The organism is Peribacillus sp. SIMBA_075, from assembly GCF_046534585.1.
Genome location: NZ_JAWRYN010000032.1, coordinates 1 through 25397 on the forward strand (window position 1 = coordinate 1; position 25397 = coordinate 25397).

Genomic DNA, 25397 nt, shown 5'->3' on the forward strand with positions numbered 1-25397 from the left:
CCACAAATAGCAGCAACAATAGTGCCAAGCTTTAAAGCCTCGCCAATTTTTTTCAAGATAGGTTGATGAATAGCTTCTCCCCAAGTATTCCCTCCAGGTAGAATTACAAGATCTTTACTATCAAAGTTACATTCATCAAGAGAAATATCTGGTTTTATACTCAGTCCCCCCATCGTAGTAATAATTTCTTTATTCGCTCCTACGGTAATTACTTTTAAAGGTGCTAAATCTTTTTTGAAATATCTTCCTGAATTTAGTTCAGCAATTAAATATCCATATTCCCAGTCTGACATTGTATTAAATACATATAGATAAACTTTTTTTATTTTCATCTACTAACACTCCAATCATAATTTTCATAGTTTATTTTTTCCACATCAAAAGCTACTCCACAAAAAAAGAACATACGTTCCTTTTAATGCAATTATATGCCACAATTAACCTATAGTCAATTTCTTATGGAACTAACCTGCCCCGTTAGTGCCATAAGAAAAGGCAGCCTCAGCAACCTGCCTTATTGTAGAGTTGTCACAAACTGTGAGGTATTTTCGGACTAAAAAAAAGACCACGACATGTGATCCTTTACTATGAAGAAAGAATGTAGGCAAAGAAATTTTTCGGGATATAGGATTATTTTGATATGTTCTTTTGAAATTTGTACAACAACTTATCTAACTCTTGACTAGTTTTAACAGTTTCGGGGTGAGAAAGGCCTTGTAACATACCAATTTCAATTAAATGAGTTCTCATGTAATTAATCCTACATTTCATTTCGTTAAGAGATAACACTAATATCCATAACCTTTCTCTAGTTAATATATAATAACCATCAAAATATGTTTAATATGTAATTAAATACAAAAAATAACGATGAGAAAAGACCTAAAAAATGATCAAATATTACCAAAAATACTTTCTGACAACTTGCCTACCGACAGTATGAATACACTGTGCTTGTGGAACTATCCTGCCCCGTTTGTTGCATAAAAAAAGGAGCTATTGATCAGCTCCTGGTAATAAAGTAAAGCACCGGGTTAGTTGAATAAGAAATGATATAATATTCTAAAATTAAAAATTAGGAGTTGTAATATTTATGGATTTTTATATTGTTGATGTATTCGCAGAAGAAAAATATCAAGGTAACCAATTAGCTGTACTTATTCCCTCGAGAACAATATCTACTGAAGAAATGCAAAAGATTGCAAGAGAGATAAACTTTAATGAGACAACATTTATTTTATCTGGCAAACAAGACAACGGAGGATACGATGTTCGAATATTTACTCCTGATGTTGAGGTTCCTTTTGCTGGTCATCCAACATTAGGAACAGCATTTATCATTCATAAAGTTTTAGAAAACAATGAAAGTAAACAAATAACTCTAAACCTTAAAGTAGGACAAATACCTGTAAATATTGAAGGTGAACAATTAATAATGAAGCAAAACCCACCCGAATTAGGAACGATTATTCCTGATCAAGATATTTTCACCGAAATATTACAGATACCAAATGAAGATATTGATTCACGTTTTCCAATTCAAATTGTATCAACTGGATTACCAGCAGTAATTATTCCTCTTTGTTCATTGGATGCTGTAAATCGTTGCAAGATCAATCATAATAATTATCAAAATTTCATTGATAACGTTATAAAAGCAAGTATCCTTGTCTTTTCTCCTGAAACCAAACTAAAAGAAAATGATTTAAACGTAAGAGTATTTTTAGATGATACAGGATTCCCTGAAGATCCTGCGACTGGAAGTGCAAACGGAAATCTTGCTGGATACCTTATCGCACATAACTTTTTTGAAAGTAAAAATATAGCGTACAGAGTTGAACAAGGATTCCAAATGGGAAGACCATCAATTTTAAATATACAAGCTGAAAATTCCCAAAATTCCATTCAAATCCTTGTAGGTGGTAAAGTATTTTTAATCGCAAAAGGAGAATGGTATTAACAATAAAATCCAAATTCGATTAATATTTTATAATTTTATTAATAAAACTTCGATTCCCTTCAATAAAAAGCACTCACTACTTATTAAAGGATTCTGCCCCGTGCCCCGATAGTTGCATAAGAAAGAGCTGCCTTAAAGACAGCTCTGATCTTCAGCTAGCGCACCCGTTAGTTCATTAAGGACAGCGAAACTTCTTCAAGAATCGCGCCCTTTAATGGAACATTTATTAAACACGATTCAAATGCGTATCTTTTAACGAAGGTATTTTCGCCTTCCGTTCCAGTTTTTCATTTATATAGCATTTGGGACTTATCCCAAAATGACATTTAAAGGAGACATGTCTTTGTGAACATGTCTCCTGATGCTAAGAAATATCATCTTAAGTTTATCGACACTCAACAACCTCATCGAGATTTTGTCTTGTTTTTGGACGTTTGGGATCCTCTCGCCGATATCCGAAAGCGACCATACAGGCTACACCGAAATCGTTTGCGTTAATGATACCCTCATTTTGTAAAATAGAGGTCACCTGCTTTTTATCAAAACCTTCGATTGGACAGGAATCAGTACCAATTTGAGCCGCGGCTGTCATCATGTTACCCAATGCTATATATGTTTGTTTGCTTGCCCACTCAAAAATGAGACGGTCATTATCTTCGAGTTCTGTTTCGACGAAGGATTTATAGAAACCGGAAAGACCTTGCACAACTTCTTCAGGCATATGATGAATGTCTTTCATCATTTTGATCACGTGAACCGAATCATGCCTTAAGCCTTCTTTTCTTCTAACCAATATAACTACAAAATGGCTGGCAGTGGGCAGTTGTCCCTGGGCACCGCCGGATACAGGTTTTAATTTTTCGCGAAGCGCTTCATCCTGGATCACGACAAACTTCCAAGGCTCTAAGCCAACTGAACTTGGAGATAATCTTCCTGTTTCCAAAATAAAGTGAAAAAACTTCATCCGAAATCTTTTTGTTGTTATCAAATGCCTTGCAAGCATGTCTGAACTGGTAAGCTTTTAAAATTTCTTGTTTTTTACTCTCCGTTCCTATCATGTGGAATCAACCTTCCTTTTCTGTTTTTTTGTAAACATATTTTTCAGACAATCACCGGATTTATATTATATCTGTTTGATAACAGATCTGCTGTTAGAATAACCAATTGGAGTTAGTATAGTTTCATGGACACATTTTAGTTAAGTCCTTACAATGATTTTTGAGAGGATGTGTCCGTTTTGGAACGTAAGAATACAGGTAAAAAATATAATAATGAATTCAAGAAGACTATTGTAGATCTTTATCACTCGGGTAATTCAGTAAGAGAATTAAGTGGCGAATATGGTGTATCAGACGTAACTATTTATAAATGGGTTAAAGAATTTACCCCTATCGGTTTAGGGGAAGAGTCTATGACTCCGAAGGAATTAGCCGCCATACAGAAGGAAAACCTTCGGTTAAAGCAGGAAGTTGAAATCTTAAAAAAGGCTATGGCCATATTCGCGAAAAAATAACCGAGACAGATCTTACCGAATTTATCGAGGAAAATAGGAATCTATACCCTGTACAGAGAATGTGTGAAGTATTAGAAATCCCAAGAAGCAGCCATTATCAGTCTCTTCAACTCCATAATAGAACGAGCTAAACGATCTATTTTAGTTACTACTAATGTATCTCCTTCTCGTGCAAATTCAATATCTTCATAAAGTTGGGCTCTTTGTTTTGTGCTTGTTCCTGTTACTTTTTCAACAAAAAGCTTTTTACACCCTTCATTTTCTAAAATTTCCTTTTGTGTTTCTAAATCTTGGCCAGTAGTTGAAACCCTCGCATAACCAATTAACAATATGTATCATCCTTTGTCTATAAGTCTTGAAACTTTTATACACTTAGTTATAGACTAACTTTTAGACAGTAAAAGTATAGGAAAAATATTTATGAATTTTACAAATTTTATTGATCAATTTAGATTAAACATTGGGCTGTAATACATTAAAATAGGATTAGAGATAAAATTAGTTATAGTATCGACGCTCTTTATAGAATGGTAGATTTGCAAGCTCCAAAATGTACTTAAGGAATATCACCAAAATAGGAGCTTATCCATACATAGACCCACGGTACAGATATTCCACAAACTTTTGAGGGGAAAGGTATTTTTACAGATATGGAAGACCTATACGAAAAGACTTTTCTCACTCATTTAAAGTTTTTTAAAAAAACATATGCATATAACGAGAATGTCTTCTTTTTATCTTTTACTGGTTGTCCTGGTGATGGCGAATAAGTGGAACCCCTAAAATAGTAAAATATTGCCCGATGTATAATTATGGATGTTATACTATTATTTAGTTATTTTTTAATTCAGCGGAGGTTATTCAATGAAAAAGGTACGGTATAGAATATGGATGTTTGTTACACTCGTTCTCATGCTATTTTTGCTTCCGGAAATATCAGTTAAGGCGGCATCCGATCCAATCATTAAGGTTAAATTAAAAGGCTATCTTGGTAACAAATCTGAGATTACCGTCGAACCGGAAGTCACGTACACTACGAATCTAGCAAATGTAAAACTAGAATCGAACAAGAAGTATACGTTGAGGGTCAGCGGTACGGAAATTGTTGTGCTGTTAGATTCAAAAGAATTAGGCAAAGCTTCTGAGATTGAAGTGAAACCTGAAACAGGGAACGGTCCACTTTCGATTAATGGCCGTACATACTTAGGTAGTTTCCGTTTTATTATGGAAGATGGGAAATTCATCCGTCCGTATAACTCGATTGGTCTTGAAGATTATTTAAAAGGGGTTGTTCCAGCTGAAATGCCCGCTTTATGGAATCAGGAAGCCTTAAAGGCACAGGCTGTAGCAGCAAGAACCTATGCAATGAGCTACATCAACAGAACGCCCGATGACACAGTGAGTTTCCAGGTATACGGTGGCTATGCTTGGCACGGAAATTCAACAAAAGCTGTTAACGCAACAGAAGGTCAGGTCATTGGTTATGGTGATGAACAACAACATATAGGTTCAGATGCTCTTTTTTACTCTAGCAATGGAGGAAAAACGGAGTCCAACAAAAATGTATGGGGCGGCACAGAGCGACCATATTTAATGGTCAAAAACGATCCATATGATCCGCAAACTGCATGGAGTTTTAGTGTGAAAAAGCATCAAATAGACCTTACAAACTTAGATTTAACAAAAGCAGATACATGGTGGGCTAATACGAAGGAAGCCGAACAAACACAAGAAATTTCTAATATAAGAGCATGGCTACAGTCAAATGGCTATACAGGCAAAGACATTAAAATTATCGCTGTCCCTATACTCACCCTTCAAGCACCAACAAGTAGCGGCAGGGTGAGTAAAGGAAGTATTACGATTGAATTTATGGTGAAAGAAAAGGGGAAAGCGCTACAACAAAGTGTAATATTAGAAGATGTAGCGGCTTCGAAAATTAGAGACATTATAGGCCTGAGCTTCATGAAAAGCTTTTTAATAGAAAAAGTAGATACTGCAAAGGATACGATTAACGTTTCAGGTAAAGGATTCGGCCATGGTGTCGGACTAAGCCAGTATGGCGCGAAAAAGGCTGGTGAACAGGGATATACGTATCGCGAGATTCTTGCATTCTATTATGAAGGGACAAGCTTAAAACAAGCTTATGAGCCAGAACCTGAGGAAGTAGAACCAGTAAAGCCGGAACCGGCACCTGTCATTCCAACGCCAATCCCAACACCAGTTCCGGATCCTGCACCTAAAGATGAAACAGCACCAACAATTAATGATATAAAAACGTATTACGATACTAAAACAAACCAAGTCAAATTAACCTTTGATACGAATGAAAAAGCGAATGTGACAGTGGAAGTTAAGGATGAAAAAGAGGATGTCGTCGCTTCTCTTGTTAAAGGGGACGAAAGGCCATCAGGATTGCAATTAGCCGTTTGGGATGCTTCAAGGGTAAGCAACGGTTCATACACCTTTGAAGTTAGAACGATTGATAGTAGTAATAATTCAAGTTCAGTATCTGTTCCATTTGCATTAACAAAACCTGACACAACGGCTCCAGTTATTAATAATACAAATACCTCATATGACTCAAAAACGAATAAGGTTTTTCTAAAGTATGAGACCAATGAAAAATCAAAGGTTACTGTTCAAGTAAAAGACACAAAAGGTAAAATCCTAGCTACTACGATCAATAATACAGAGAAAAATGCCGGTATCCAATGGACATCGTGGAATGTATCTAAGGTTTCGAACGGTAAGTACTCATTTGAAATTGCAACGATCGACAGTAATCAAAATAAAAGCTCAGCAACGGTTACATTTACATTAACAAAACCCGATACAACTTCACCTTCCATTAAGAATATAAAAACCTCATATGATTCAAAAACGAATAAAGTTGATTTGAAGTATGAGATTAACGAAAAGGCGAAGGTAACCGTTCAGGTAAAAGATGCAAAAGGCAAAACCGTGGCGACACTGACCAATAATACTAATAAAAATGCCGGTGTCCAAAGTGCATCATGGGATGTATCAAAGGTTTCGAACGGAAAGTATACGTTTACCATTAAAGCGATAGATCCAAGTAAGAACAAACGTGCAACTACGACTTCCTACACATTAAACAAACCGGCAGCGAAGAATATGACTGGTAGGGTCAATGCTACAAAGTTAAATGTCCGTTCCAAACCCTCCACATCAGGGAAAGTTCTTGGCTCTTTGAAGAAAAACCAAACTGTTACCGTCATTACTAATAGCAGTTCTTGGTACAAAATTAAGTACGGTAAGGAAACAGGTTATGTATATGGAAAATACTTAACGAATGTCCGATAACGAAATCTATCCATGAAAGCCCAAATCAATTTTGGGTGGGCTTGATTATTTAAATGTCTAAAGTGAACCAAAAAATTGAACCTCTCTATAGTTAATTAGGCAACCTTGAGAGCATGAACCCAGTAATCAACTTGGTTCATGCTTTTTAAGTTGACCTAGATTCATTGGTATTTTGAACACCTTTAAATAAAGTCGACCAATATTACTTATGAACAAAAAAGAAACGCTCAAAGAAGATTTAGATACTAAACATTAATTCCTATGTTCAATTATGTGTAAAACAGAGATTTTACGCATAAATAAAATATAGATGTTATCAGTAATGATTTTGTAAACGAACCGAGATATTACGAAGCCCTAACCTTTCACTTGCATTGAAAGGTTGATAAGTGTGAACCTACAAACATTCCTATCGGTGACTAATATTCCAAATTTGAGCGATTTCTTTATTATCAAAAAATGCTTCAATTAAAAATTAAGTAAATAAACATACTTTTACATCCATTCGTTGCAGTTTCTTTAGCAAATTAAAATCCTATAACAATCAAAAAAGTGGCTGCCACTTTAAGGACAGCCAACACTAGTCTAGTTATAAAAAAGGAATTTTTTATTCACTAAAAATCTAATTATTCTAAAGTTTAATACCTAAACATAAATATACACCTAGTATTTTATATTATTAATATAAATGCTTTTAAATTTCCAGCGATTTTATTTAGATTTCCATGTTCGTGCTCCCAAATAAAGACAGGTTCTAACATTATGTTATTTTGAACTTTGAAACATAGTTGTTAATGGTTTGTTTATGTCAATTATGCCTAAACGTGTGTTTTTCCTAAAATGATAGGTCCTATTCCGTGGTTTGGGTTTGGTTCCATTTGCGAAAACAACAGTTTCATTTACGAAACAGCTGATACGTTGAAAATGCCTTCTGTAAAATAAATAGGGAGATTATTCCTTAAAAAACCTCTCCCTGTTTTTTATTTAGCGGCAGTATTTATCCCTTAATGCAAGTGCATATCTAACTGATTGCTCTGCACCTTTTTCTTGATCCTCAATCATTTGTTCTAGAAGTTCTGCTGGCGGATAATAGTAATCCAATGGTTTAATTACATTTAAATCATAAGGAGATTGTTCCACCATAAATGCTCCTTCTCCTACTGCAAAGACTCCACCTGTACCAGGCTCTCTCTTAAAATGGATGGCATACGGGAAGCACATTTCAACGTTGATTCTAGTCAACATTGAATTCTCAATCAATATTTTAAAAGATTCTTCCAAATCGATATTACCAGTCCCAGCAGGTACGCCACATACCATGTAATCTTCGCCATCATGGACGATAATATGATCCTTAAAATGAGTTGTAAAGGCATATGGTGCTAATTTTCTTACAGCATCAACCGGGTCCTCCCATGCCATCATTGCATTCCCGAAATCACAATGAGCACCAACCCAAGGGCTGTTGACTTCCTTAATGATTTGAATCACTTCATCCGTTAACTCTTCCTCGTGATTTTCAACAGCAAGCTTGATTCTATATTTCTTTAATAATGGTACAACTTGTTTAATTTCTTCAGGAGCTCTTCTCAATCTGTCTGGATCATATTCTCCCATGCAGGTATACGTACGAATGACATCCGCTCCAATTCTATGCGCGGCCTCAATGACCTCAGTTAGATGTTTCGGATCGGTTCCATTTGTATCGATTTCAGCGAAAAATCCATACTTTTGAATTTCTTTATTCACCTTGTCTAAGTATTCTGGTTCAAATGATTCTAATGTACCGATTCCTGGTAACTCTGGCCATGGAACAATATTGATCATGACCCCATCTAATCCCAATTCAGCCGTTTTTCTGATAAAACCGAAAATATCCATTCGCCCTGTAATAAACTGCAAGTGAAAGCTTTCTGTCTCTAATCCAATTTTCATGTCTTACACTCCCTTATGTCAATTTATCTTTTGATATAAAATTAAGCATTGAATTGGTTGCCCTCCAGATTTTGTTGGAGTTCTTTTTTCTTGTTTACGATTTTTACTAAATAGCTACTAATAAGTAAACCGATAACTGCAAATGCAATCATGGTCAAAAAGACATGTCGATATCCTTCCATTCCTGGTGATTGATCTAACATGCTTCCATATAGAGTAAAGGCAAACATGGAAGGAGCATATCCTACTAAGCAGGCAATAGAAACTGCGGCACCACTTATTTCTCTTGGGATTCCTACTTCTTCAATAGGAGCAAAGAATACCGCTCTTTGTGAAAAAATGATGGCACCGTAAGCGAGTGTAAAGGTTACGCCAACATAAACATTCAGATGTTGATGTGGCAACAAAATAAAGATAATCATTCCAATGATAGATGCTGCAAAAGCCACCCGCAAATATTTTGATGGAGATTTAAACTTTTTGTCAGCCAAGAATCCCCCTATAGGTCCGCCTAACATTTTTAAACCGTATGAGTTAATGATCCCATATACCCCTATTAAAGCAACAGGTACTCCATAGATGTCTTTTAAGAATGGAACAAAGTACGTCAAACCAATATAAACGGAATATACTGAAAATATAGTGAATGCAACTACCCATATTTCTGGCATTTTTATCGCTTTTAAAGCACCTTTTAATGCTACCTTATTTTTGTTAACTTTTTCGCCTTGCTCATCTACCTCTTTAATTTCATCCTCTTCAAGGAGGAAATACAAAATAATAGCAATCACAATCATGGTAATCGAAAAGAAGAGGATGGCACCTCTGAAACCTGCCACCCCTTCTCCTAACCATTTAAAGATTCCAAGGGCAGCAAACGCTATTACAGTATCTACGATTCCTCTTCCTGCTTCTAGGTATCCAAACATTCTCCCCTGTTCATTTGAATCCCCTAGTAATCTTACAGATTTAATCAAGACGGGCCAAAAAGCAATTTCTGCAAATAATGCGAAAAGTCCCCAAATGACTAATATTTCGTAATAACTTGGAAATGTTGTCAAGTAAAATCCCGTTCCTCCAATCCCAATTAAAGCAACCGGCATCAACTTTTTCTTGGAAAATCGATCTGCTACATACATAGATATGAGGTAACCAAAGGTCTGGATAAAAGCGTAAACAGACAGGGTAAAACCAATTTGTGTGTGTGTCAAATGGAAATAATCCATCATAGGGATATAAAAAGCATCTTTTAACCAAGGGAGTTTAAAGACCGTTCCTCCACCCAGAATTAATACGGCAAGCGTAAACCATTTTTTTTTGTTGTTATTTTGATTAGTCAATAGCATGTCCCTCCTAAATAGATGCTTTAAGAGGTACAGACAACATTTCGGAAAAAATGGACGTTAAGGCTACAAACCTTGATATAAAAGAGAAGCACCCTAACGTTCGTTTTTGATGCAGGATCTAACAAAGCTACTTTTTCTTTGAAAATAGCTGGTTTTCAGACCCAAAACTCAATACCAAAACAAAGTTTCAATAATCTGGACTGAAACCGTTTTTGGGAAGGGCTTAACGTACATAAAAACAGCAAAATCATTGCTGAAATTCGCTTAGCGTACAAAATTTCCGAAATCTTGGCGAGACCCCTTTAAGTAGAAAAATAGATTGAAAAGGCTTACACAAATGGTTAAATTAAACGGTTTCCCCCCCCCCTGCGCGATCATATTTCAATAGGATTATTTGAATGTACTACTACTTATTATTTGGTACACATGCAATGACTTCGATCTCCACTAAAGCCTCTTTTGGTAAGCGAGCAACCTCTACTGCACTTCTAGCCGGATAATTTTCAGTAAAGTACGATTGATATACTTCATTCATTTTCGTAAACGTATTCATATCTTTTAAAAATACAGTTGTTTTTAAGACATGTTGTAAATCACTTCCAGCAGCTTCTAGAATGGCTTTTACATTTTCTAATGATTGCTTCGTTTGTTCTGCAACGGATTCCGGCATTTCATTTGTACTTGGGTTAATCGGAAGTTGTCCAGAAACAAAAAGAAAGTCTCCCATTTTTACTGCTTGAGAATAAGGTCCAATGGCACTTGGTGCATTGTTCGTTGAAATAGCGTTTTTCATCGTAATTGCCTCCTGTAATAAAAAATTATTATGATGATTTTATTTTATTATAATGTATAATTATTATTACAACAACTAAATTTTTAGTAAAGTTGAAATTTTAATAATATTTGTTAAACTAAAATTAACAAATGGAAATTGAAGGTGCGATGAGTGATGGTAGTGACAAATGTAGAAAAGCTGAAACAGTATATTCCAATGGTGCACTTTATTGCTAACATAATGGGGGAAAATTGTGAGGTTGTTTTACACGATGTAACAAACCCTGATCATTCCATTATTGAAATAGTGAATGGACATGTTAGTGAAAGAAAGATTAATAGTCCCATTACGGATCTTGCTTTGAAAATATTAAAAGATGAAAGTTATAAAGATCGAGATTATATCTGCAATTATAAAAGTAGATCAAAAAAGAATAAGACGCTCCGTTCTTCGAGCTATTTTATTAAAGATGAAATGAACAAAATCATTGGCATGATTTGTGTTAACATGGATATTTCCGATGTTATAAACGCTCGCAACATTTTGGATCAATTCATCATGATTGACAAACCCAAAAATGATCCTATAGAGTCATCAAAGCCTACCTTTGATACACATCTTTTTGAGAATTTCGAAGAAAATATTGAGGAACTTCTTTTATCTCTTATTAAAGGGGTTTTAGCAGAGTATGACATTCCACCTGAACGGATGTCATCGCAAGAAAAAATAGAAGTGGTCAAAATACTGAATGAAAAGGGAGCATTTTTACTTAAAGGCGGCGTAAGCGAGGTAGCCAAATATTTAGACGTATCCGAAGCCACTATTTATAGATATTTAAATAAAATCAAATAATCTGTCTGGACCTGTTTAGGGAAAACCTAAAAGATTCGGAGATTCACTTTGCGGTATGTTGTGAATTATTTATTAACCTGTTTCATTTATATCGGGATTTCTCCATCTATCGGTTGAAGTACATTTTCTAAATTACTCCCCTCCCATATTCATACTTCCTATATTGCGGGTAGTGACAGCTTCGCTGTTAGTACCCGAATATGGAAATGTCAAGATTACAATAAGTTATTTAATTTTAATACTTCAAACATACATACCCCCGTCCTTATTAGATGGGAGTAAATGAGTTGTTAAATTTTTTTATAAAGGATACTTTAGCAATAAAGTCGTCTAAAAATCTAGTTTTGTTGTACAATCTGGCCCGATTGCTTAATAAGAAAAAATCCTACATTATCAAAAAACAACCTATAAACGGCCCACTCAGGGTTATAACTCTTCAATCATTACTGATTTCCCCAACATTAAAAGGTTCTCCTGAACCCAATATTAGCGTAAATAAAAAGAACCCATTTTGAAAAAAAGATTGATCAAAGTGGATTCATTTCTTGTGATTTAGTATACAGTTTTTATAGAATAGTTTGATTATTTTTAGAGATCCCTTACATGAACTAAACCAGACCTCCTCGGGTAAGAGTGCAATCTTTCCCTCCATCTATCTGCTTATTTACTCTGTACCACCTTCGGCAGTAAGGACTTTGTTTTGTTTCGCAAACTCATCCAATGATACCTAGCCTTATATGAAGTTCGTGTTCCTCAGACCGGAGGTTTGCCGCTTGCTTCCTTCAGATTCTACGTCACCGTGGACACCCTTGCATTAAGCTAACCACTACTACTGCCTTCATGGTTCGGACTTTCACCCTATAGATTGCACCCATTCCGGGCGCACGAAAAAGCTGTCTTAAGACAGCTCTTCGGATAAATCTTTCGCCCACCTTACTTTTTCATAACGGGGATCCATATTTCACTTCTAAATGTTGGTGAGGTTAAATCTTTATTTTCATTCCAAAGGATTTCGACATGCCTTATATATGGCCGTTCGTTGTGCCATTCGTGATTGTCGCAAGAAGAAAACGACAGATGAAATCATCCCTCGGAACAAGAGATTACGAGAGTTCTATGATAAGAAACGTGAAGAAGGAAAGCCCTTTAAGTGGCTGTGATAGCATGTGCCAATAAGCTTCTAAAATGGATTTATGCACTATACAAAACAACTCGACTTTCCCCAAGATCTAACCTAGTTTAAAAGTATAACTAAATAGCATAAAACTTTCCAAATACAGTTCATTGGAAGGTTATTTAGCATGCACAAATTTAGTATAGCATGAAATATTTTAAGTTTTCATTGAAAAATGTTGACTAACTATTAGCTGGTTTAGTGCCATAAGAAAAAGGCTGCGTCAGCAACCTTGCTTATTGAAGTAAAGCACCCGTTTGTTTAAGAACATCTTTTCACAAACTTATTCATTTTTAGTGACTAAAATATTAATTTCTCAACGACAGTCGTTTAAGTCTTTACCTATACAGGCTTGCTTCAACCTTTTAGTTTTCAGCAAATATTTAATATCTGAGATATTATCATATGATAATTGAATGTGAAAATAATTAATATATTCTAAAACTGCAAAATGCAAATAAATCCTGCAATTGACAATCCCAATACTGGTAAAGAAGGATACCATTTAGAGAAATCAATAGCGAAAGCTAAGAGTGAAATCGCAATCAAGATTATATTGATTTTTTTCAAACGTCGTAACTGTTTAACAGTTTGAATGGGAGTTATAGGTGTATTTTCTTTTCTTAAACGATCCCATTTTTTATACCAATAAATGGTTCCTTGTAATAAAATAAATTCCAAAAGAAGAAATGATGTCCAAAAAGAAAACAATGAATATAATTGTATACTGGGAAATGCAAAGTTATATAAATAACTTATAACAATAAAAACAATTATTGCGTTTCTTTCACCTTTATAAAGGTACGCAAGTCTTTTTTCTAATAATTTCTTCACAGAATCACCTTTATTTCTTTAGCTCTTTTAAACTCCAATATCCAGAATATATTCTACCTTATATTGGAATGTTTTGGAACTATTCTGCCCCTTTAGTTTCATAATAAAAAGGCTCCCTTAGCTCCTCCCTAATTGAATTAGGAATAAACATGGTAGTCTTTTAAACTGATTTTAGTTTTTCTTTTATGGATTGTAATTTTTTGAATTTCTTATCGTAGCTTTGTCTTTCTAACATCTTGTTTACTAATTCAATGGCATCTTTTTTGCGATTTGCCTGCAAATAAGCTTCAACTACCTCGTCAATCCCTTTAGAGTACGGAAACTTTTCTTCTTTTGCTAGTTCAAATGATATATCAAAGTAATCGGTTGCCTTTTTATATTGTTCTAACCTTAAATACATTCTGGCATTAGCTAAATTTAATTCCGCACGTTCCAGATTAGTAAGTGTATCTAATTCTAATGCTTGTTTTCTTAGATCAAGGGCTTTTTCATATTCCTTTTTTTCTTCAAGATAAAAAGATTTGTCATAGAAATGTCCAAACTTTGTTAAAGGTCTTTTGGATTTATAAATTCTATATACGATATAAATTAGAAGTAATAGTAATGCTATCAAGTATTTTTCCCCCTAAGATGGTTGACCGTTCTATTGTGGTTATAAAACCTCCTTTATTGAAGTAAAAGCACCCGTTAGTTTAAGTACATTACTTCACAAAAATGAACTACTTCTCTCCAAAACCATTGCCAAAAACTCACTAAATTTTACTAAACCACCACACAATAAGTATTATACTCGCTCCCCCAAAAACTGTGGTTCCCACTATCCACCAAACTATGGATTGGATAGTTGAACTTTGCTTACTATCCATATTTCTTTTTATATAAGAGAGAACAACAAATCCGATTATGATGAAACCAAGAGTTATCAGAGTATTATACCCACTTTCAATCCCCCTTTTTGGTGTAGTAGATTCTCCTCACTTATTGTGTATGCTTCTACATGGCCTTATTTTTATTTTCCAACTAAGTGTAACCTGTCCAGTACCGGAAATTCTTTCTATTAGTTGATTTTGTTTGTCTTGCATTTTAAAATTCATATTAAGGTTCCTCCTAAGGTTTTGAGTTAGAGTGATGTCTTACTCATATCTTACTGAGGAGCCCTATTTTTTCAAAGCTGAAAAATAACGAACTACAGGAATGTAACCTGCCCCGATAGTTGAATAAAACTTCTGTAATTATTCCTTACTTTAATTTTAAAAAAGGCTTATCGAGGTTCGATAAGCCACTTTTATACATAATGTATTATTTTGATAATGCGATTTTTATATGGGCTAAATGATGCTCTTCGTGCCAAGCTAATTTTGCAACTTTTGTTGCAACTGTTATTATACCGTTTATCTTGTGAGTAAAAGCTCGATCTAATTGCTCTTCAGTTAAACTATATCCTAAAGATACGATGCGCTCATTTATACCTTCTAACATTTTAATAGAACTTTCTACAGGAAGCTTTGTATCCGGTTGAATAGCCCACTTTTCTTCATCAAAAGCTGGTACTGTTGGGTTCTCATCTGTTAAAGCCAGCTTCAAACGTTGATACATGTTCAACTGAGAATCTGCAATGTGATGAACAAGTTGACGAACTGTCCAGCTACCTTCACGATAAGTTCTGCTTAATTCCTCATCACTTAATGAGTCGACAGTTTCTCTTAATCGAATCGTGTAAGTTTCGATTTCCTTTAGCCATTCTTGAAAATTTTCTAAAGTTACTGTTTCAGGAACTTGTAGTTTCCCGATTGGGTATCTTACATCCATTTTCAATCCCCCTTTTCCTTATTCTTTATTTCATTATATTTCGGTATTAACGTTTAATTTTAGTTAATTATATCACTTCAACAAACTGCATCGTAATTCAAAAGCTTATTCAATTAAATGACCCTATAATGAAAAATAGGCGCTTACCCTTGTTTCAGAATAGCACCCTTTAATTGAATAACTAAAATCTGACCTCACTCATAATTTCACTTAAATTCTTATACAACTAATGCACCTGTTATTTTAACAAGACCTTATGATAACTTGGACATAAAATACTGGTCAAAAAGATTGCCATCTATCACTAGTGAGTTTCTTTTTATTCCTTCTACCTCAAACCCCATTTTCTTATATAGGGATACTCCTGCTTCATTTTGGGTGACGACTGTAAGCTCTAACCGTAAGATATTATGAATTATTGCCCATTCTTCTAACCTTTGAAATAGTTTTGTTCCTATACCACGCCCTGTGTATTCTTTTAAAATACCTATAACTAGATAGGCTGAGTGTTTGGTTCTTCTTGTATCTCCGCCAATCACTGCTAAATATCCTACTAACTGTCCACCTTCTTGTTCTGCAACAAGTACAGTTGAATTATTCTCTTTGTCCATTCGTTCCAACCATTTACGTTGTTGTTCAGGAGAACCTTTTCTTTCCCCTGGTTCCATAAGCATAAAATCAGCCTCAGTTTCAACTTGCTTCATTAGCCAATCGAAACTTTCAGCATCATCTGATTTTGCCTCTCTGAGTAACATCAAAATCCCCCCTTAAGTATATCCAATATTATACATCTTATGGAACTAACCTGCCCCGATAGTTTAAGTACATTTATTAACAAACTTTGGTTGTAATTCTATAAAAAAAGGAACTGCTTTCACAGTTCCCCTTTTAGATATTTTCCCAATGAACAATTAATTAGAGCCAGTCTGCACTTTCATCAGCAAACCTTTGTAAGTCATTCATAAAAACACTTGCATGATAACCATCACAAACAGCATGATGAATTTGTAACGAGACAGGTATGAACCATTCATCTTTTATTTGTGAATATTTACCCCCAGTTATAATGGGTAAGAGAAAATCTCCACCATTATTAATATTTAAATTAAATGCTGTAAAAGAACTCCAAGGGATCATAGATATCGGAATATTATTATCTGGTACAGGAGTCTTTGGAAATAAACTACCCGTACCATTGTATTCTTCTACATCTTTTTCATACTGAGAATGAAATTCAGAAAACCTACTTACATTTGGTGACCATATGCTAGAAAATGTGTATGTCTTCTTATCAAAAATTGTATAAGAAGGCAAAATTTCTGACCAATAACCTAAATTCCCTTCTGGGTTAAAACTGGTTTTAAATTCTCGATGGGAATTAACTATATTTGTAACCATAAAAATAAACGCAGGATATAACTTATAATTCTTCTTCTTTAAGTTCTTCATAAGAACAGTAATATTAATTTCATTCGTTATACTGAACGTTGTTTGTATTGTAAATAGTGTTCGAAGTACTCTTTTCGATACCAATTTTCACGATCAATTATATTGAATTTCATATACAACGCCTCCTAATATGTTTTATTTGATTTAGGAGGCTATTTCCTCTGCTTTTTTCATGACAATCATCCTTTTGTAAACTAATTTACACCACCACATTATCAAGTATTCCGACTAAAATCAATTTACAGATATTACTTTCTTCCACTAACTGCCTCGCCCCTCACAGAATATCAAAAGAGGCTCGGATTTAATACATTCCGAACCCCTTTTGTCGACAAACACTGAGGCATGAGCCCGGTAGATTACCGGGTTCATGCCCTCAAGGCTGCCTAATTAAATAAAGTGTCTAACTTTTTGGGTCACTTCAAAGCAGCTCCCTTATTGAAGTAAAGCACCTTATAGTTTAAGTAGAAACCATCACATTCTCTTATTTGTATCATAAAAAAGGATGGAACCAATGCGATCCCATCCTAAAAATCTTTATTGCTTGTGTTCCTTTTCCTCTTGGTGTTTATGCTTCTCTTCCCCTTGTTTGTGTTTCTCCTCTTGGTGTTTATGCTTCTCTTCCTCTTGTTTGTGTTTCTTTTCCTCTTGTTGTTTATGCTTTCCTTCCTCTTGTTTATGTTTTTTATCCTCTTTATTTCCACCAATATCAAATTGTTTATTTTTATTATTTTTTATAACTTGTGGAGCTTCTTCAGGATTTGCACCTTTAATGAACAGTTCATTATTCACCCGGTATACATCACTAGGCTGCTGGAAGCTACTTTTGTCTGTTCCAAACGCTTCCAGCATGGCCTTAAACATTTGGTGCGAGATTTTAGTTGTATTTCCATCCATATAATTACCTGGACCATTTTTAGTATATCCAGTCCAAACCGCCATAGTGTATTGCGGTGTATAACCAGCGAACCAACTATCATTTACCGAACCGGCTGGATATCCATATTGTGCTCTGGTTTTACTGTCAAAATTGGTTGTGCCAGTTTTTCCAGCCACATCTAGTCCAAGGACATTTGCTGTTTTTCCTGTACCAGATTTTACGACTGTCCGTAACATATCCGTCACCAAATAAGCTGTGTGATCATGCATAACACGTTTTGGCTTTTGAGTTAAATTAACAACTCTGCCATCAGGATAAACAACTTTACGAACAAAATGTGGTGTATTGTATTCACCGTTATTTCCAAAAGCACTATATGCCCCTGCCAACTCTAATGGATTAACCGTATTACTTCCAATCGCATATGATTCGTACACCTTATTATTATTAAAAGTAATACCCAGATTTTCTGCAAAGTTTTGTGCTTTATCCATCCCTACTTCTTGAAGGGTAAGGAGTGCTGGAATATTGTATGACCATTGAAGTGCTGTTCTAATCGACAACTTTCCGTGATATTGATGATCCCAGTTAGAAATAGATTGACCATTTGAGTAGGTTATCTCATGATCATTAATTTGGTGTGCTGTAGACCATTTTGAATTTTCAATAGCCGGACCATAATCAAAGACTGGCTTGAAAGTAGATCCTGGTTGACGTTTAATATCAACCGCAAAGTTGTTGCCTCGGAAGGAAGCTTTATATTGGTTTCGACCGCTTCCAATAGCTCGTACTTCTCCTGTTTTTGTATCTAAAAATACGAAGGCTCCTTGAAAATTTTCATTTGGATAAGAAATAATCGTATCGGTGTTCATCATTTTGTCCGCAAAGGTCTGAGCTTTTGGATCTAGCGTCGTATAAATAGATAATCCATCCGAACTGATATTTACATTTTTCAGCTTTCCTTCAACTTCTTTTACAACAGCGTCCAAAAACGCCTCGTACGGCATTCCCTGCTTTTTCGTTTTTGGAACAAGTCCTGATGTAACTGGAACCTTCTTTGCATCCTCCAATTGCTTTTTCGTAATATACCCTTGTTTATACATAGCTTCTAAAACAATATTACGACGATCTGTTGCAGCTTTCACATGTTCGGGTTCAGTGGGATCATAATAACTTGGACTCTGTGGGAGCCCCGCCAGCATAGCGACCTCTGGTAGCGTTAGTTTATTTAGATGATCGGCATCGATTCCGTAGTAATTTTCGGCGGCGGCTGCTACACCATATGCCCCGTCTCCAAGGTAGATCTTATTAAAATACATCATTAAGATTTGATGTTTGGAATACTTTTGCTCAAGCTGATAGGCCAAGCTCCATTCCTGTACCTTTCGCTTTATTGTTTTCTGAGGTGACAAAAAGGAGTTTTTAATGACCTGCTGTGTAATCGTACTTCCGCCTTGAGATCCGAAATCCCCTTTTAGGTTCTTGAAGATTGCTCTCGCAGTTCCTTTTATATCAATGCCATTGTGTTCATAAAAATGTGCATCCTCCGTGGCAATGAAAGCATGTTCCAACATTTTTGGAACTTGAGAATACGTAATTTTTGTACGTTTTTCTTTACCATATTCGTAAAGGAAATTCCCGTTTTTATCGTATAATTTGGTAGAAAGTGGATCGACTAGTTTTGAAGCATCTATTTTAGGTGCATCCTTAATCATTGCTGCAACCGTAACTGCCCCTATTCCAATTGAAACAACACCTAACAGTAAGCACCCAAGTAAAACTTTTTTCAAGAAAGACCTTCTTTTAGGGGAGTTCTTACCTTTTTTTTGATCTTGTTTTGTTTTTTCCACTTGTTTTCGTTCCTGACGAGAACGATACGTTTCTGACATTAATCTTCTCTCCCATATTCAAGGTTACTCAACAAAATTGAAGAAAACTATGCAAAGAAATAACCTTTTATTTACTCACTAGTCATTGATGATCAGTATGGTATTTAAAACAATGCATTTCATGGAAAACCTGTATATAACGTATTAAGGAAGAATTTATCCTATACTCTCCTTGGTCGGTTTTCGCAATAAAGTAATTACTTCGTACTATCTTATCTAATACATCTTGTAGAACGTCTTCCTTCTTTACATCTGGCCCTTTTATTATTTTTTCTCGTTTAATATCATTTTCCAAGGTATAACAAACAATAAATTTCTTCAAATTAAATCCCCCTTTCGAGAACCACTTCTGATTGTCTTAAGTAGGGAAACACGTCTACTTATTTGAAGCGAATAGTCTTAAAATTTATATACTGAATAAGAATGCAATTATCGACCAGCTTTGTCTTTCAAAGACGTTATACATGCAAATACCCATGTTGATAAAATGATGGATAACATTCCTACTATTTTTGAAAAATACCTTTGTGCACCATCTATAAATATTTCATGAATACCATAGATACAGCCTAAAAAGATCAAAGCGTGCAAATTTCATTTTTTTCAGTCCATTTATATTAATTCGAAAGGAACCTTAGTAATAAGGGGGCAAAGACATTTAATCCTCGATTCCCCCCTCTATATAAAGACCAAATCTGCACTTTAGTCATAAAAAAAGCCACCAATTATGGCAGCTGGATTTTTCCCATTTATAAGCACATTCTCGTAATAACCTGGATAACATCCCCATCTATAGACCATAATAGGAATTATCCAAGAGACACCCTAAGGATCTTGGTGCTTGTCTGAATCCATCCTTGAAGCTTTTCAGGGTTGGATTTTTATTTTTTTACTTTTCTTAGCTAAATAATATTTCTCAAGAGCGACTTAAAAGAGAGCTCGATTTTCAACCCGTCTTATGGCACTAATGAATTTACATTTTTAGTAAAATAGAGTTAAATTATAACATGAGTAAATATTTTACAAGGGGAAAAATATGAAAAATTCAAAGTTTGATTACAACCTAGTTACACTTTTACTTTTGCTATTTATAACTAGTTGTATAGCTATTCACACTGCTCAAGAATTTGGTCAATACGAAGGGGATTTTTTATTTAGACAAGTAACTTGGTATTTTATAGGTTTCGGTATGATTTTAGGAGTTATGTATTTGGATTCTGAACAAATATTTCGCTTGAATTGGTTTTTTTACTCGCTTAGTTTATTTCTATTAATTGCATTAATTTTGTCGCCTGAGTCAATAGCACGAGAAATAAATGGAGCCAAAAGTTGGTTTCAAATTCCTGGGATTGGGTCTCTTCAGCCAGCTGAGTTTACTAAAATATCTTTAATAATTTGTTTAAGTTACTTAATACAAAAACATCATAATAAATATGAAGACAAAACTTTGAAAACGGATTTTTTTCTATTAATTAAGATGGGGGCTGCAACACTTCTTCCAATACTTTTAATTATGAAACAACCAGATTTAGGTACATCTTTAGTATTAATGTGTATTTTTATAGGGATATTATTTGTTTCAGGAATATCATGGAGAATAATTGGTGGTATTTTTATTATTGGAGGATCAATTGTAAGTGGAATTTTGTACTTAGTTTTTCTTCACCCTGAAATTCTCCGTTTAATGGGGATAAAAATATTTCAATTAGGAAGGATTTATGCTTGGATTGATCCAGAGTCTTATAAATCAGGAGAGGGCTTTAACTTAATCAAAGCCTTGCTTGCCATAGGATCAGGTGGAGTTTCTGGTTATAAAGGAAGCGGGGTATATGTTCCTGAAGCACACACAGATTTTATATTTAGCGTTATTGCTTCTAAATATGGATTCCTAGGATCTAGTATTTTAATAACAATTTATTTCTTCCTTATTTCGGGCATGGTGAAATTAGCGTTAGATGTCAAAAATAGTTTTGAATCTTACCTATGTGTAGGTGTGGTTTCAATGATTTTTTTCCATATTTTCGAGAATATTGGAATGAACATAGGTTTACTACCTATAACAGGGATACCCTTACCTTTTATAAGTTACGGAGGCAGCTCATTAATGGGGAATATGTTAGCAATAGGATTAATTTTTTCAATAAGCTATCGAAAAAGAGCATTTATGTTTGGCTAATTTGAAATAACAATAATTTTTTAAAAAGTGAAGTTATCAAAAGAAACCTACTAAAAAGAGGCCATTTATTTGTTATGAATTATTAAAGACACTAAATGACTTTAATACATTGTCGGTTTCTTCTTCTGTAATCCCAATATAGCGCAGGGTAACGGATAGATACGAATGATGAAGGATTCGTTGCAACATGGCAATAGCCTTCATGAACTTGTAAAACCAATTACCACACGTTTTCGGTAAGGTATGATTGCTGACATGCTCTACGCCAGCGAACTCTGGAGTCTTATTTAACTGCCGTTAGGCGAGAGTAAAACATTCTTAATCAACTAAACGGGTGCATTAGCTGATGATCGGAGCTGTCTTTAAGGCAGCTCTTTTTTATGCAAAAAGGGGCTACAAGTATTGATAATTTCATATAATATCCACCTTTTTTCTATTTCCATCTATTATAATTAAGGCAAGGAAATTTTTTGCTAATTTATAAAAGTGTAGCTTTGAAACAATGTTTTATCAAATTAATCCAAGAAACCTGATAAATGAATAAATAGAAAGGGCATGTTTTGAAAAAAGATTAATCAAAACATGCCCTTATACTATTTAATTGGATTTTTTATATAAGTTGATCATTTTTTGTGTTCCATAATGGAGCAATTACAAACTCTCTGGTAAGTAACGGTTATGCAAATTCTACTTTTTTATCAGCAAAAACAAATCGCCTTTAGAAGTTTCTAATTTTGTCGATATCAACTCAGAATTTGTAGATATTTCTCGGGAAATTGTTGAAATTTGAAAATGGTTATTCCGAAAAGTTGGAACAAAGGAATTTCCACTTTTGATTTGGTTCCCTTAGGTTTAAATAGTTATTAACGAAAATTAACACCTGAAGATCGTATAGGAGACTAAAAAAAGGGAGTGAAACCTTTTTCTTATTGCAGTAATGTTTCGTAATGGGTTTTTTGTTGTTCAGTTTTAAGTTGTGACATATCGTTATCGTTTGTCAGTTAGAGGTTCATTTCACGCATAGCTGCGAGTTCATTGGTTAATAACAATAAGATCTCTTTTAATTGAATGAGAATATGGGTTAAATATATTGTCATATGTATCGGGTATCGCTATCTCTTTTAAAAGCCTAATTTTGTCGATATCTACTCAGAATTTGTAGATATTTCTCGGGAAATTGTTGAAATTTGAAAATGGTGATCCCGAATAGTTGGAACAAAGGAATTTCCACTTTTGATTTGGTTGCATAATGTTTTTTTGTTATTCAGATTTATGCTGTGACAAATCGTTTGTCAGTTAGAGGTTCATTTCACGCGTAGCTGCGAGTGAGTTCATTGGTTAAAAACATTAAGATCCCTTTTAATTGAATGAGAACATGGGTCAAATATATTGTCATATGTATCGGGTATCGCTATCTCTGTTTCATTGGTTCCTTCTAATCTTTCTATTTCTTGATCCAAGAGTCTTTAGCTCTATCGTTTAGAGGGCTACCCGTATCGCATAACGCTATAAGCGCTTCGATGTCGGATTGAACGAAGATATGCCAATCGCCATCTTAACAGCTCCTATCCATTTCGCTCAGTGGATTTTGCCTCTCTATTTCTTATGCCACTTCCTTGGAAAAGGCTGCTCATTCATTCGGATGAATATCCTATCGTATATTGGACCTCCCTTAAGATGAAGGTTCTGTGGATTTATTTGTATGTTATATCGCCCAGCGATACGAAACACACAAAAGAACCGATCAGCCCCTTTCTTGAGGAACACTATTAAGGACATGGATCTTTCTGGAGCTGGAAACCGTTGTTTTAAGCTGAGACATATCGTTTGTCAGTGGATGTTCATTTCACGCGTAGCTACGAGTTCATTGGTTAAAACAATTAAAATCTCTTTTAATCGTTTGGGATTATGGGTTAAATTATCATATGTATCGGGTATCGTTATCTCTGTTTCATTAGTTTCTTCTAATCTATCTTTTTGTAGGTACACAAGGTCCTGGCCGTATCCTCTATGGGAATGTCCGTATCGCGTAACGCTATGACCGCTTCGATGTCGGATTGAATAAAGATAGGCAATCACCATCTTAAAAACTCATATCCGTTTCATTAAGTTCTGACCATACTTTTGACAGTGGGTGTTGCATCCCCATTTCTTCTTCCACTACCTTAGAAGAGATACTCGTTCATTCGGATGTATATCATGTTTTTGATATCGAACACCAAGTTATATCGCCCAGCGATACGAAACACACAAAAAAAGAACCGATCACCCACTGTCTGGAGCAACTCTATTAAGGATGACTCTTTTTTTGAATGCAGTTTTCAACCGCCTCAACTCCATTTTATCAAACATGTTTTTTTGCTTGCCTCAAATTGTGATTTTGTTTTAGATGCATATCGCTTAAACAAATCTCCAATGAATTTCAATTGAGCCTATGTTTGCCTCTGGTAGAACTTGCGAAACATTGGTATCGCCGAGCGATTACATAGTAGGCACCAAATCCTGTAAAGTTGAAATACTCTTTCTTAATTCTGTGTTTCAGCTATGCGAATCATATATGTCACTATGCTTTTATCCATCATTATATATAAAAAAAGATTTATCAAATGTTTCTACATCAATAAATTGCTTCCACAAATCATTAATCAGTTAGGCAAAAAAAACATGACAGTCACCTTATTTTCTGAATATGGAGAAAAGCCCCCACCATTTTTCTGAACGTTTTTGTATCGCTTCTTCTAAACGTTTATTAAATTCATTTTGTGAACTCCAGTCTTTTTTCTGTTCGTCCCGCATATTTTGTATTTCTTTTTGTAAGATTTCACTTTTTTGTTTTTCTTGCTGCAGCAATGTTTCGTAATGGATATTTTGTTGTTCAGTTAATTGTTCAATTTTAGTATTAGTTCTTTGCGCTGAATTTCCAATACTAGAACTTATAACATGATGATCTTGCTGGAGCCGGGAAACCTTTGTTTTAAGCTCTGACATATCGCTTGTCAGTTGGACATTCATTTCACGTGTGGCTGCGAGTTCATTGACTAAAAACATTAAGACCTCTTTTAATTGATTGGGGTCGTGGGGTAAATTTTCATATGTATCGGGTATCGCTATCTCTGTTTCATTGGATCCTTCTAATCTTTCTTTTTGTTGAAATACAAGGTCTTTAGCTGTATCGTCTAGGGGCTTGTCCGTATCGCGTAGCGCTATAAGCACCCCGATGTCAGATTGAACAAAGATACGTCGATCTCCATCTTTCAAAAACTCATATCCATTTCTTTCTAAGATTTGACCATACTTTCGAACAGTGGGAGTTGCAATCCCCACTTCTTCTGCCACTTCCTTGGAAGAGAAAGCTCGTTCATTCGGTTGTATATCACGTCGCATATCGGACCTCTTTTCTATAACTAGTTGTATCTGTAGTCTACCTGACCTTAAATTTTCTGTCTAGATAAGTTTAGCCTATTCAGAAGTTGTTAGG

18 protein-coding genes and 5 pseudogenes are annotated in these 25397 nt (G+C 34.9%); 6 read left to right on the forward strand and 17 right to left on the reverse strand.

All coding sequences use genetic code 11. The annotated features are described in order from the left end of the window. Together SB775_RS19415 and SB775_RS19420 are read right to left on the reverse strand one after the other, a co-directional pair. Positions 1-332 (reverse strand): DJ-1/PfpI family protein (locus SB775_RS19415; protein ID WP_410862844.1); only part of this gene is annotated, 332 nt, incomplete at its 3' end. Positions 333-630: 298 nt separating this feature from the next. Further along, positions 631-771 carry an aspartyl-phosphate phosphatase Spo0E family protein gene (locus SB775_RS19420; RefSeq protein WP_377386580.1) on the reverse strand — a complete coding sequence of 47 codons (141 nt, stop codon included), beginning with the start codon at positions 769-771 and terminating at the stop codon, positions 631-633. A 322-nt stretch (positions 772-1093) separates the two neighbouring features. Here SB775_RS19420 and SB775_RS19425 point away from each other — a divergent pair, with 322 nt between their 5' ends. Beyond that, positions 1094-1960: a PhzF family phenazine biosynthesis protein gene (locus SB775_RS19425; RefSeq protein WP_410862846.1), complete on the forward strand. Its 867-nt coding sequence runs from the start codon at positions 1094-1096 to the stop codon at positions 1958-1960. A gap of 385 nt (positions 1961-2345) precedes the next feature. On the opposite strand, the pseudogene SB775_RS19430 reads toward SB775_RS19425, so the two are convergent. Then, positions 2346-3018, reverse strand: a pseudogene (locus SB775_RS19430) (NAD(P)H-dependent oxidoreductase). Between the two features lie 179 nt (positions 3019-3197). Here SB775_RS19430 and SB775_RS19435 point away from each other — a divergent pair. Beyond that, positions 3198-3473, forward strand: coding sequence for a transposase (locus SB775_RS19435; protein ID WP_061461571.1), 276 nt, complete (start codon positions 3198-3200; stop codon positions 3471-3473). Between the two features lie 71 nt (positions 3474-3544). Here SB775_RS19435 and SB775_RS19440 read toward each other — a convergent pair whose 3' ends face one another. Then, entirely contained in the window at positions 3545-3802 is a 258-nt protein-coding gene (locus SB775_RS19440; RefSeq protein ID WP_410862847.1) for a recombinase family protein, read from the reverse strand. A 535-nt stretch (positions 3803-4337) separates the two neighbouring features. Between SB775_RS19440 and SB775_RS19445 the strand changes: the two genes are divergently transcribed. Next, positions 4338-6800, forward strand: a complete 2463-nt coding sequence (locus SB775_RS19445; protein ID WP_410862848.1) for a SpoIID/LytB domain-containing protein — start codon at positions 4338-4340, stop codon at positions 6798-6800. Positions 6801-7784: 984 nt separating this feature from the next. Here the strand turns inward: SB775_RS19445 and SB775_RS19450 are convergent. The 3 genes from SB775_RS19450 to SB775_RS19460 form a co-directional block, all read right to left on the reverse strand. After that, positions 7785-8735 carry a sugar phosphate isomerase/epimerase family protein gene (locus tag SB775_RS19450; protein WP_410862849.1) on the reverse strand — a complete coding sequence of 317 codons (951 nt, stop codon included), beginning with the start codon at positions 8733-8735 and terminating at the stop codon, positions 7785-7787. A gap of 41 nt (positions 8736-8776) precedes the next feature. Beyond that, the gene (locus tag SB775_RS19455) at positions 8777-10075 is read right to left on the reverse strand and encodes an MFS transporter (RefSeq protein WP_410862851.1); all 1299 of its coding nucleotides are present in this window, start codon (positions 10073-10075) and stop codon (positions 8777-8779) included. Between the two features lie 412 nt (positions 10076-10487). Then, positions 10488-10874 (reverse strand): RidA family protein, encoded by a 387-nt coding sequence (locus SB775_RS19460; RefSeq protein ID WP_061461227.1) that lies wholly within the window; start codon positions 10872-10874, stop codon positions 10488-10490. 162 nt (positions 10875-11036) lie between these two features. Here SB775_RS19460 and SB775_RS19465 point away from each other — a divergent pair, with 162 nt between their 5' ends. Then, the gene (locus SB775_RS19465) at positions 11037-11708 is read left to right on the forward strand and encodes a helix-turn-helix transcriptional regulator (protein WP_208857038.1); all 672 of its coding nucleotides are present in this window, start codon (positions 11037-11039) and stop codon (positions 11706-11708) included. A 933-nt stretch (positions 11709-12641) separates the two neighbouring features. Here SB775_RS19465 and SB775_RS19470 read toward each other — a convergent pair. Beyond that, positions 12642-12725 (reverse strand): annotated as a pseudogene (locus SB775_RS19470) (GyrI-like domain-containing protein); the annotation flags it as partial. Between SB775_RS19470 and SB775_RS19475 the strand changes: the two are divergent. After that, positions 12710-12951: pseudogene (locus SB775_RS19475) on the forward strand (IS110 family transposase); the annotation flags it as partial. The pseudogenes SB775_RS19470 and SB775_RS19475 sit on opposite strands and share 16 nt — an antisense overlap. Before the next feature lie 247 nt (positions 12952-13198). Here SB775_RS19475 and SB775_RS19480 read toward each other — a convergent pair. The 7 genes and pseudogenes from SB775_RS19480 to SB775_RS19510 form a co-directional block, all read right to left on the reverse strand. Next, positions 13199-13716, reverse strand: a pseudogene (locus SB775_RS19480) (general stress protein). Positions 13717-13876: 160 nt separating this feature from the next. After that, the gene (locus tag SB775_RS19485) at positions 13877-14329 is read right to left on the reverse strand and encodes a tetratricopeptide repeat protein (RefSeq protein ID WP_289336691.1); all 453 of its coding nucleotides are present in this window, start codon (positions 14327-14329) and stop codon (positions 13877-13879) included. A 686-nt stretch (positions 14330-15015) separates the two neighbouring features. Next, the gene (locus tag SB775_RS19490; RefSeq protein WP_410862853.1) at positions 15016-15525 is read right to left on the reverse strand and encodes a YfiT family bacillithiol transferase; all 510 of its coding nucleotides are present in this window, start codon (positions 15523-15525) and stop codon (positions 15016-15018) included. Positions 15526-15779: 254 nt separating this feature from the next. Further along, positions 15780-16280 carry a GNAT family N-acetyltransferase gene (locus tag SB775_RS19495; RefSeq protein WP_410862854.1) on the reverse strand — a complete coding sequence of 167 codons (501 nt, stop codon included), beginning with the start codon at positions 16278-16280 and terminating at the stop codon, positions 15780-15782. Positions 16281-16440: 160 nt separating this feature from the next. Further along, positions 16441-17087: pseudogene (catA, locus tag SB775_RS19500) on the reverse strand (type A chloramphenicol O-acetyltransferase). A 424-nt stretch (positions 17088-17511) separates the two neighbouring features. Further along, a complete protein-coding gene (locus SB775_RS19505) occupies positions 17512-19743 on the reverse strand; it encodes a transglycosylase domain-containing protein (RefSeq protein WP_410862856.1) in 2232 nt (743 codons plus the stop codon). Between the two features lie 82 nt (positions 19744-19825). Continuing rightward, positions 19826-20065 (reverse strand): hypothetical protein, encoded by a 240-nt coding sequence (locus SB775_RS19510; RefSeq protein ID WP_410862857.1) that lies wholly within the window; start codon positions 20063-20065, stop codon positions 19826-19828. Between the two features lie 714 nt (positions 20066-20779). Between SB775_RS19510 and SB775_RS19515 the strand changes: the two genes are divergently transcribed. Beyond that, positions 20780-21919 (forward strand): FtsW/RodA/SpoVE family cell cycle protein, encoded by a 1140-nt coding sequence (locus tag SB775_RS19515; protein WP_089364298.1) that lies wholly within the window; start codon positions 20780-20782, stop codon positions 21917-21919. Positions 21920-23749: 1830 nt separating this feature from the next. Here the strand turns inward: SB775_RS19515 and SB775_RS19520 are convergent. Together SB775_RS19520 and SB775_RS19525 are read right to left on the reverse strand one after the other, a co-directional pair. Further along, entirely contained in the window at positions 23750-24001 is a 252-nt protein-coding gene (locus SB775_RS19520) for a hypothetical protein (protein WP_410862859.1), read from the reverse strand. A gap of 594 nt (positions 24002-24595) precedes the next feature. Further along, a complete protein-coding gene (locus SB775_RS19525) occupies positions 24596-25303 on the reverse strand; it encodes an SH3 domain-containing protein (protein ID WP_289336696.1) in 708 nt (235 codons plus the stop codon). Between the last annotated feature and the right edge of the window lie 94 nt (positions 25304-25397).

What these genes read in the sequence shown, in the direction of transcription:
- SB775_RS19445 (WP_410862848.1), top strand. Translation starts at nt 4,338, where the DNA reads ATGAAAAAGGTACGGTATAGAATATGGATGTTTGTTACACTCGTTCTC.
- SB775_RS19450 (WP_410862849.1), bottom strand. Translation starts at nt 8,735, where the DNA reads ATGAAAATTGGATTAGAGACAGAAAGCTTTCACTTGCAGTTTATTACA.
- SB775_RS19525 (WP_289336696.1), bottom strand. Translation starts at nt 25,303, where the DNA reads ATGCGACGTGATATACAACCGAATGAACGAGCTTTCTCTTCCAAGGAA.
- SB775_RS19515 (WP_089364298.1), top strand. Translation starts at nt 20,780, where the DNA reads ATGAAAAATTCAAAGTTTGATTACAACCTAGTTACACTTTTACTTTTG.
- SB775_RS19505 (WP_410862856.1), bottom strand. Translation starts at nt 19,743, where the DNA reads ATGTCAGAAACGTATCGTTCTCGTCAGGAACGAAAACAAGTGGAAAAA.
- SB775_RS19460 (WP_061461227.1), bottom strand. Translation starts at nt 10,874, where the DNA reads ATGAAAAACGCTATTTCAACGAACAATGCACCAAGTGCCATTGGACCT.
- SB775_RS19520 (WP_410862859.1), bottom strand. Translation starts at nt 24,001, where the DNA reads ATGGTGATTGCCTATCTTTATTCAATCCGACATCGAAGCGGTCATAGC.
- SB775_RS19495 (WP_410862854.1), bottom strand. Translation starts at nt 16,280, where the DNA reads ATGTTACTCAGAGAGGCAAAATCAGATGATGCTGAAAGTTTCGATTGG.
- SB775_RS19420 (WP_377386580.1), bottom strand. Translation starts at nt 771, where the DNA reads ATGAAATGTAGGATTAATTACATGAGAACTCATTTAATTGAAATTGGT.
- SB775_RS19425 (WP_410862846.1), top strand. Translation starts at nt 1,094, where the DNA reads ATGGATTTTTATATTGTTGATGTATTCGCAGAAGAAAAATATCAAGGT.
- SB775_RS19490 (WP_410862853.1), bottom strand. Translation starts at nt 15,525, where the DNA reads ATGGATGTAAGATACCCAATCGGGAAACTACAAGTTCCTGAAACAGTA.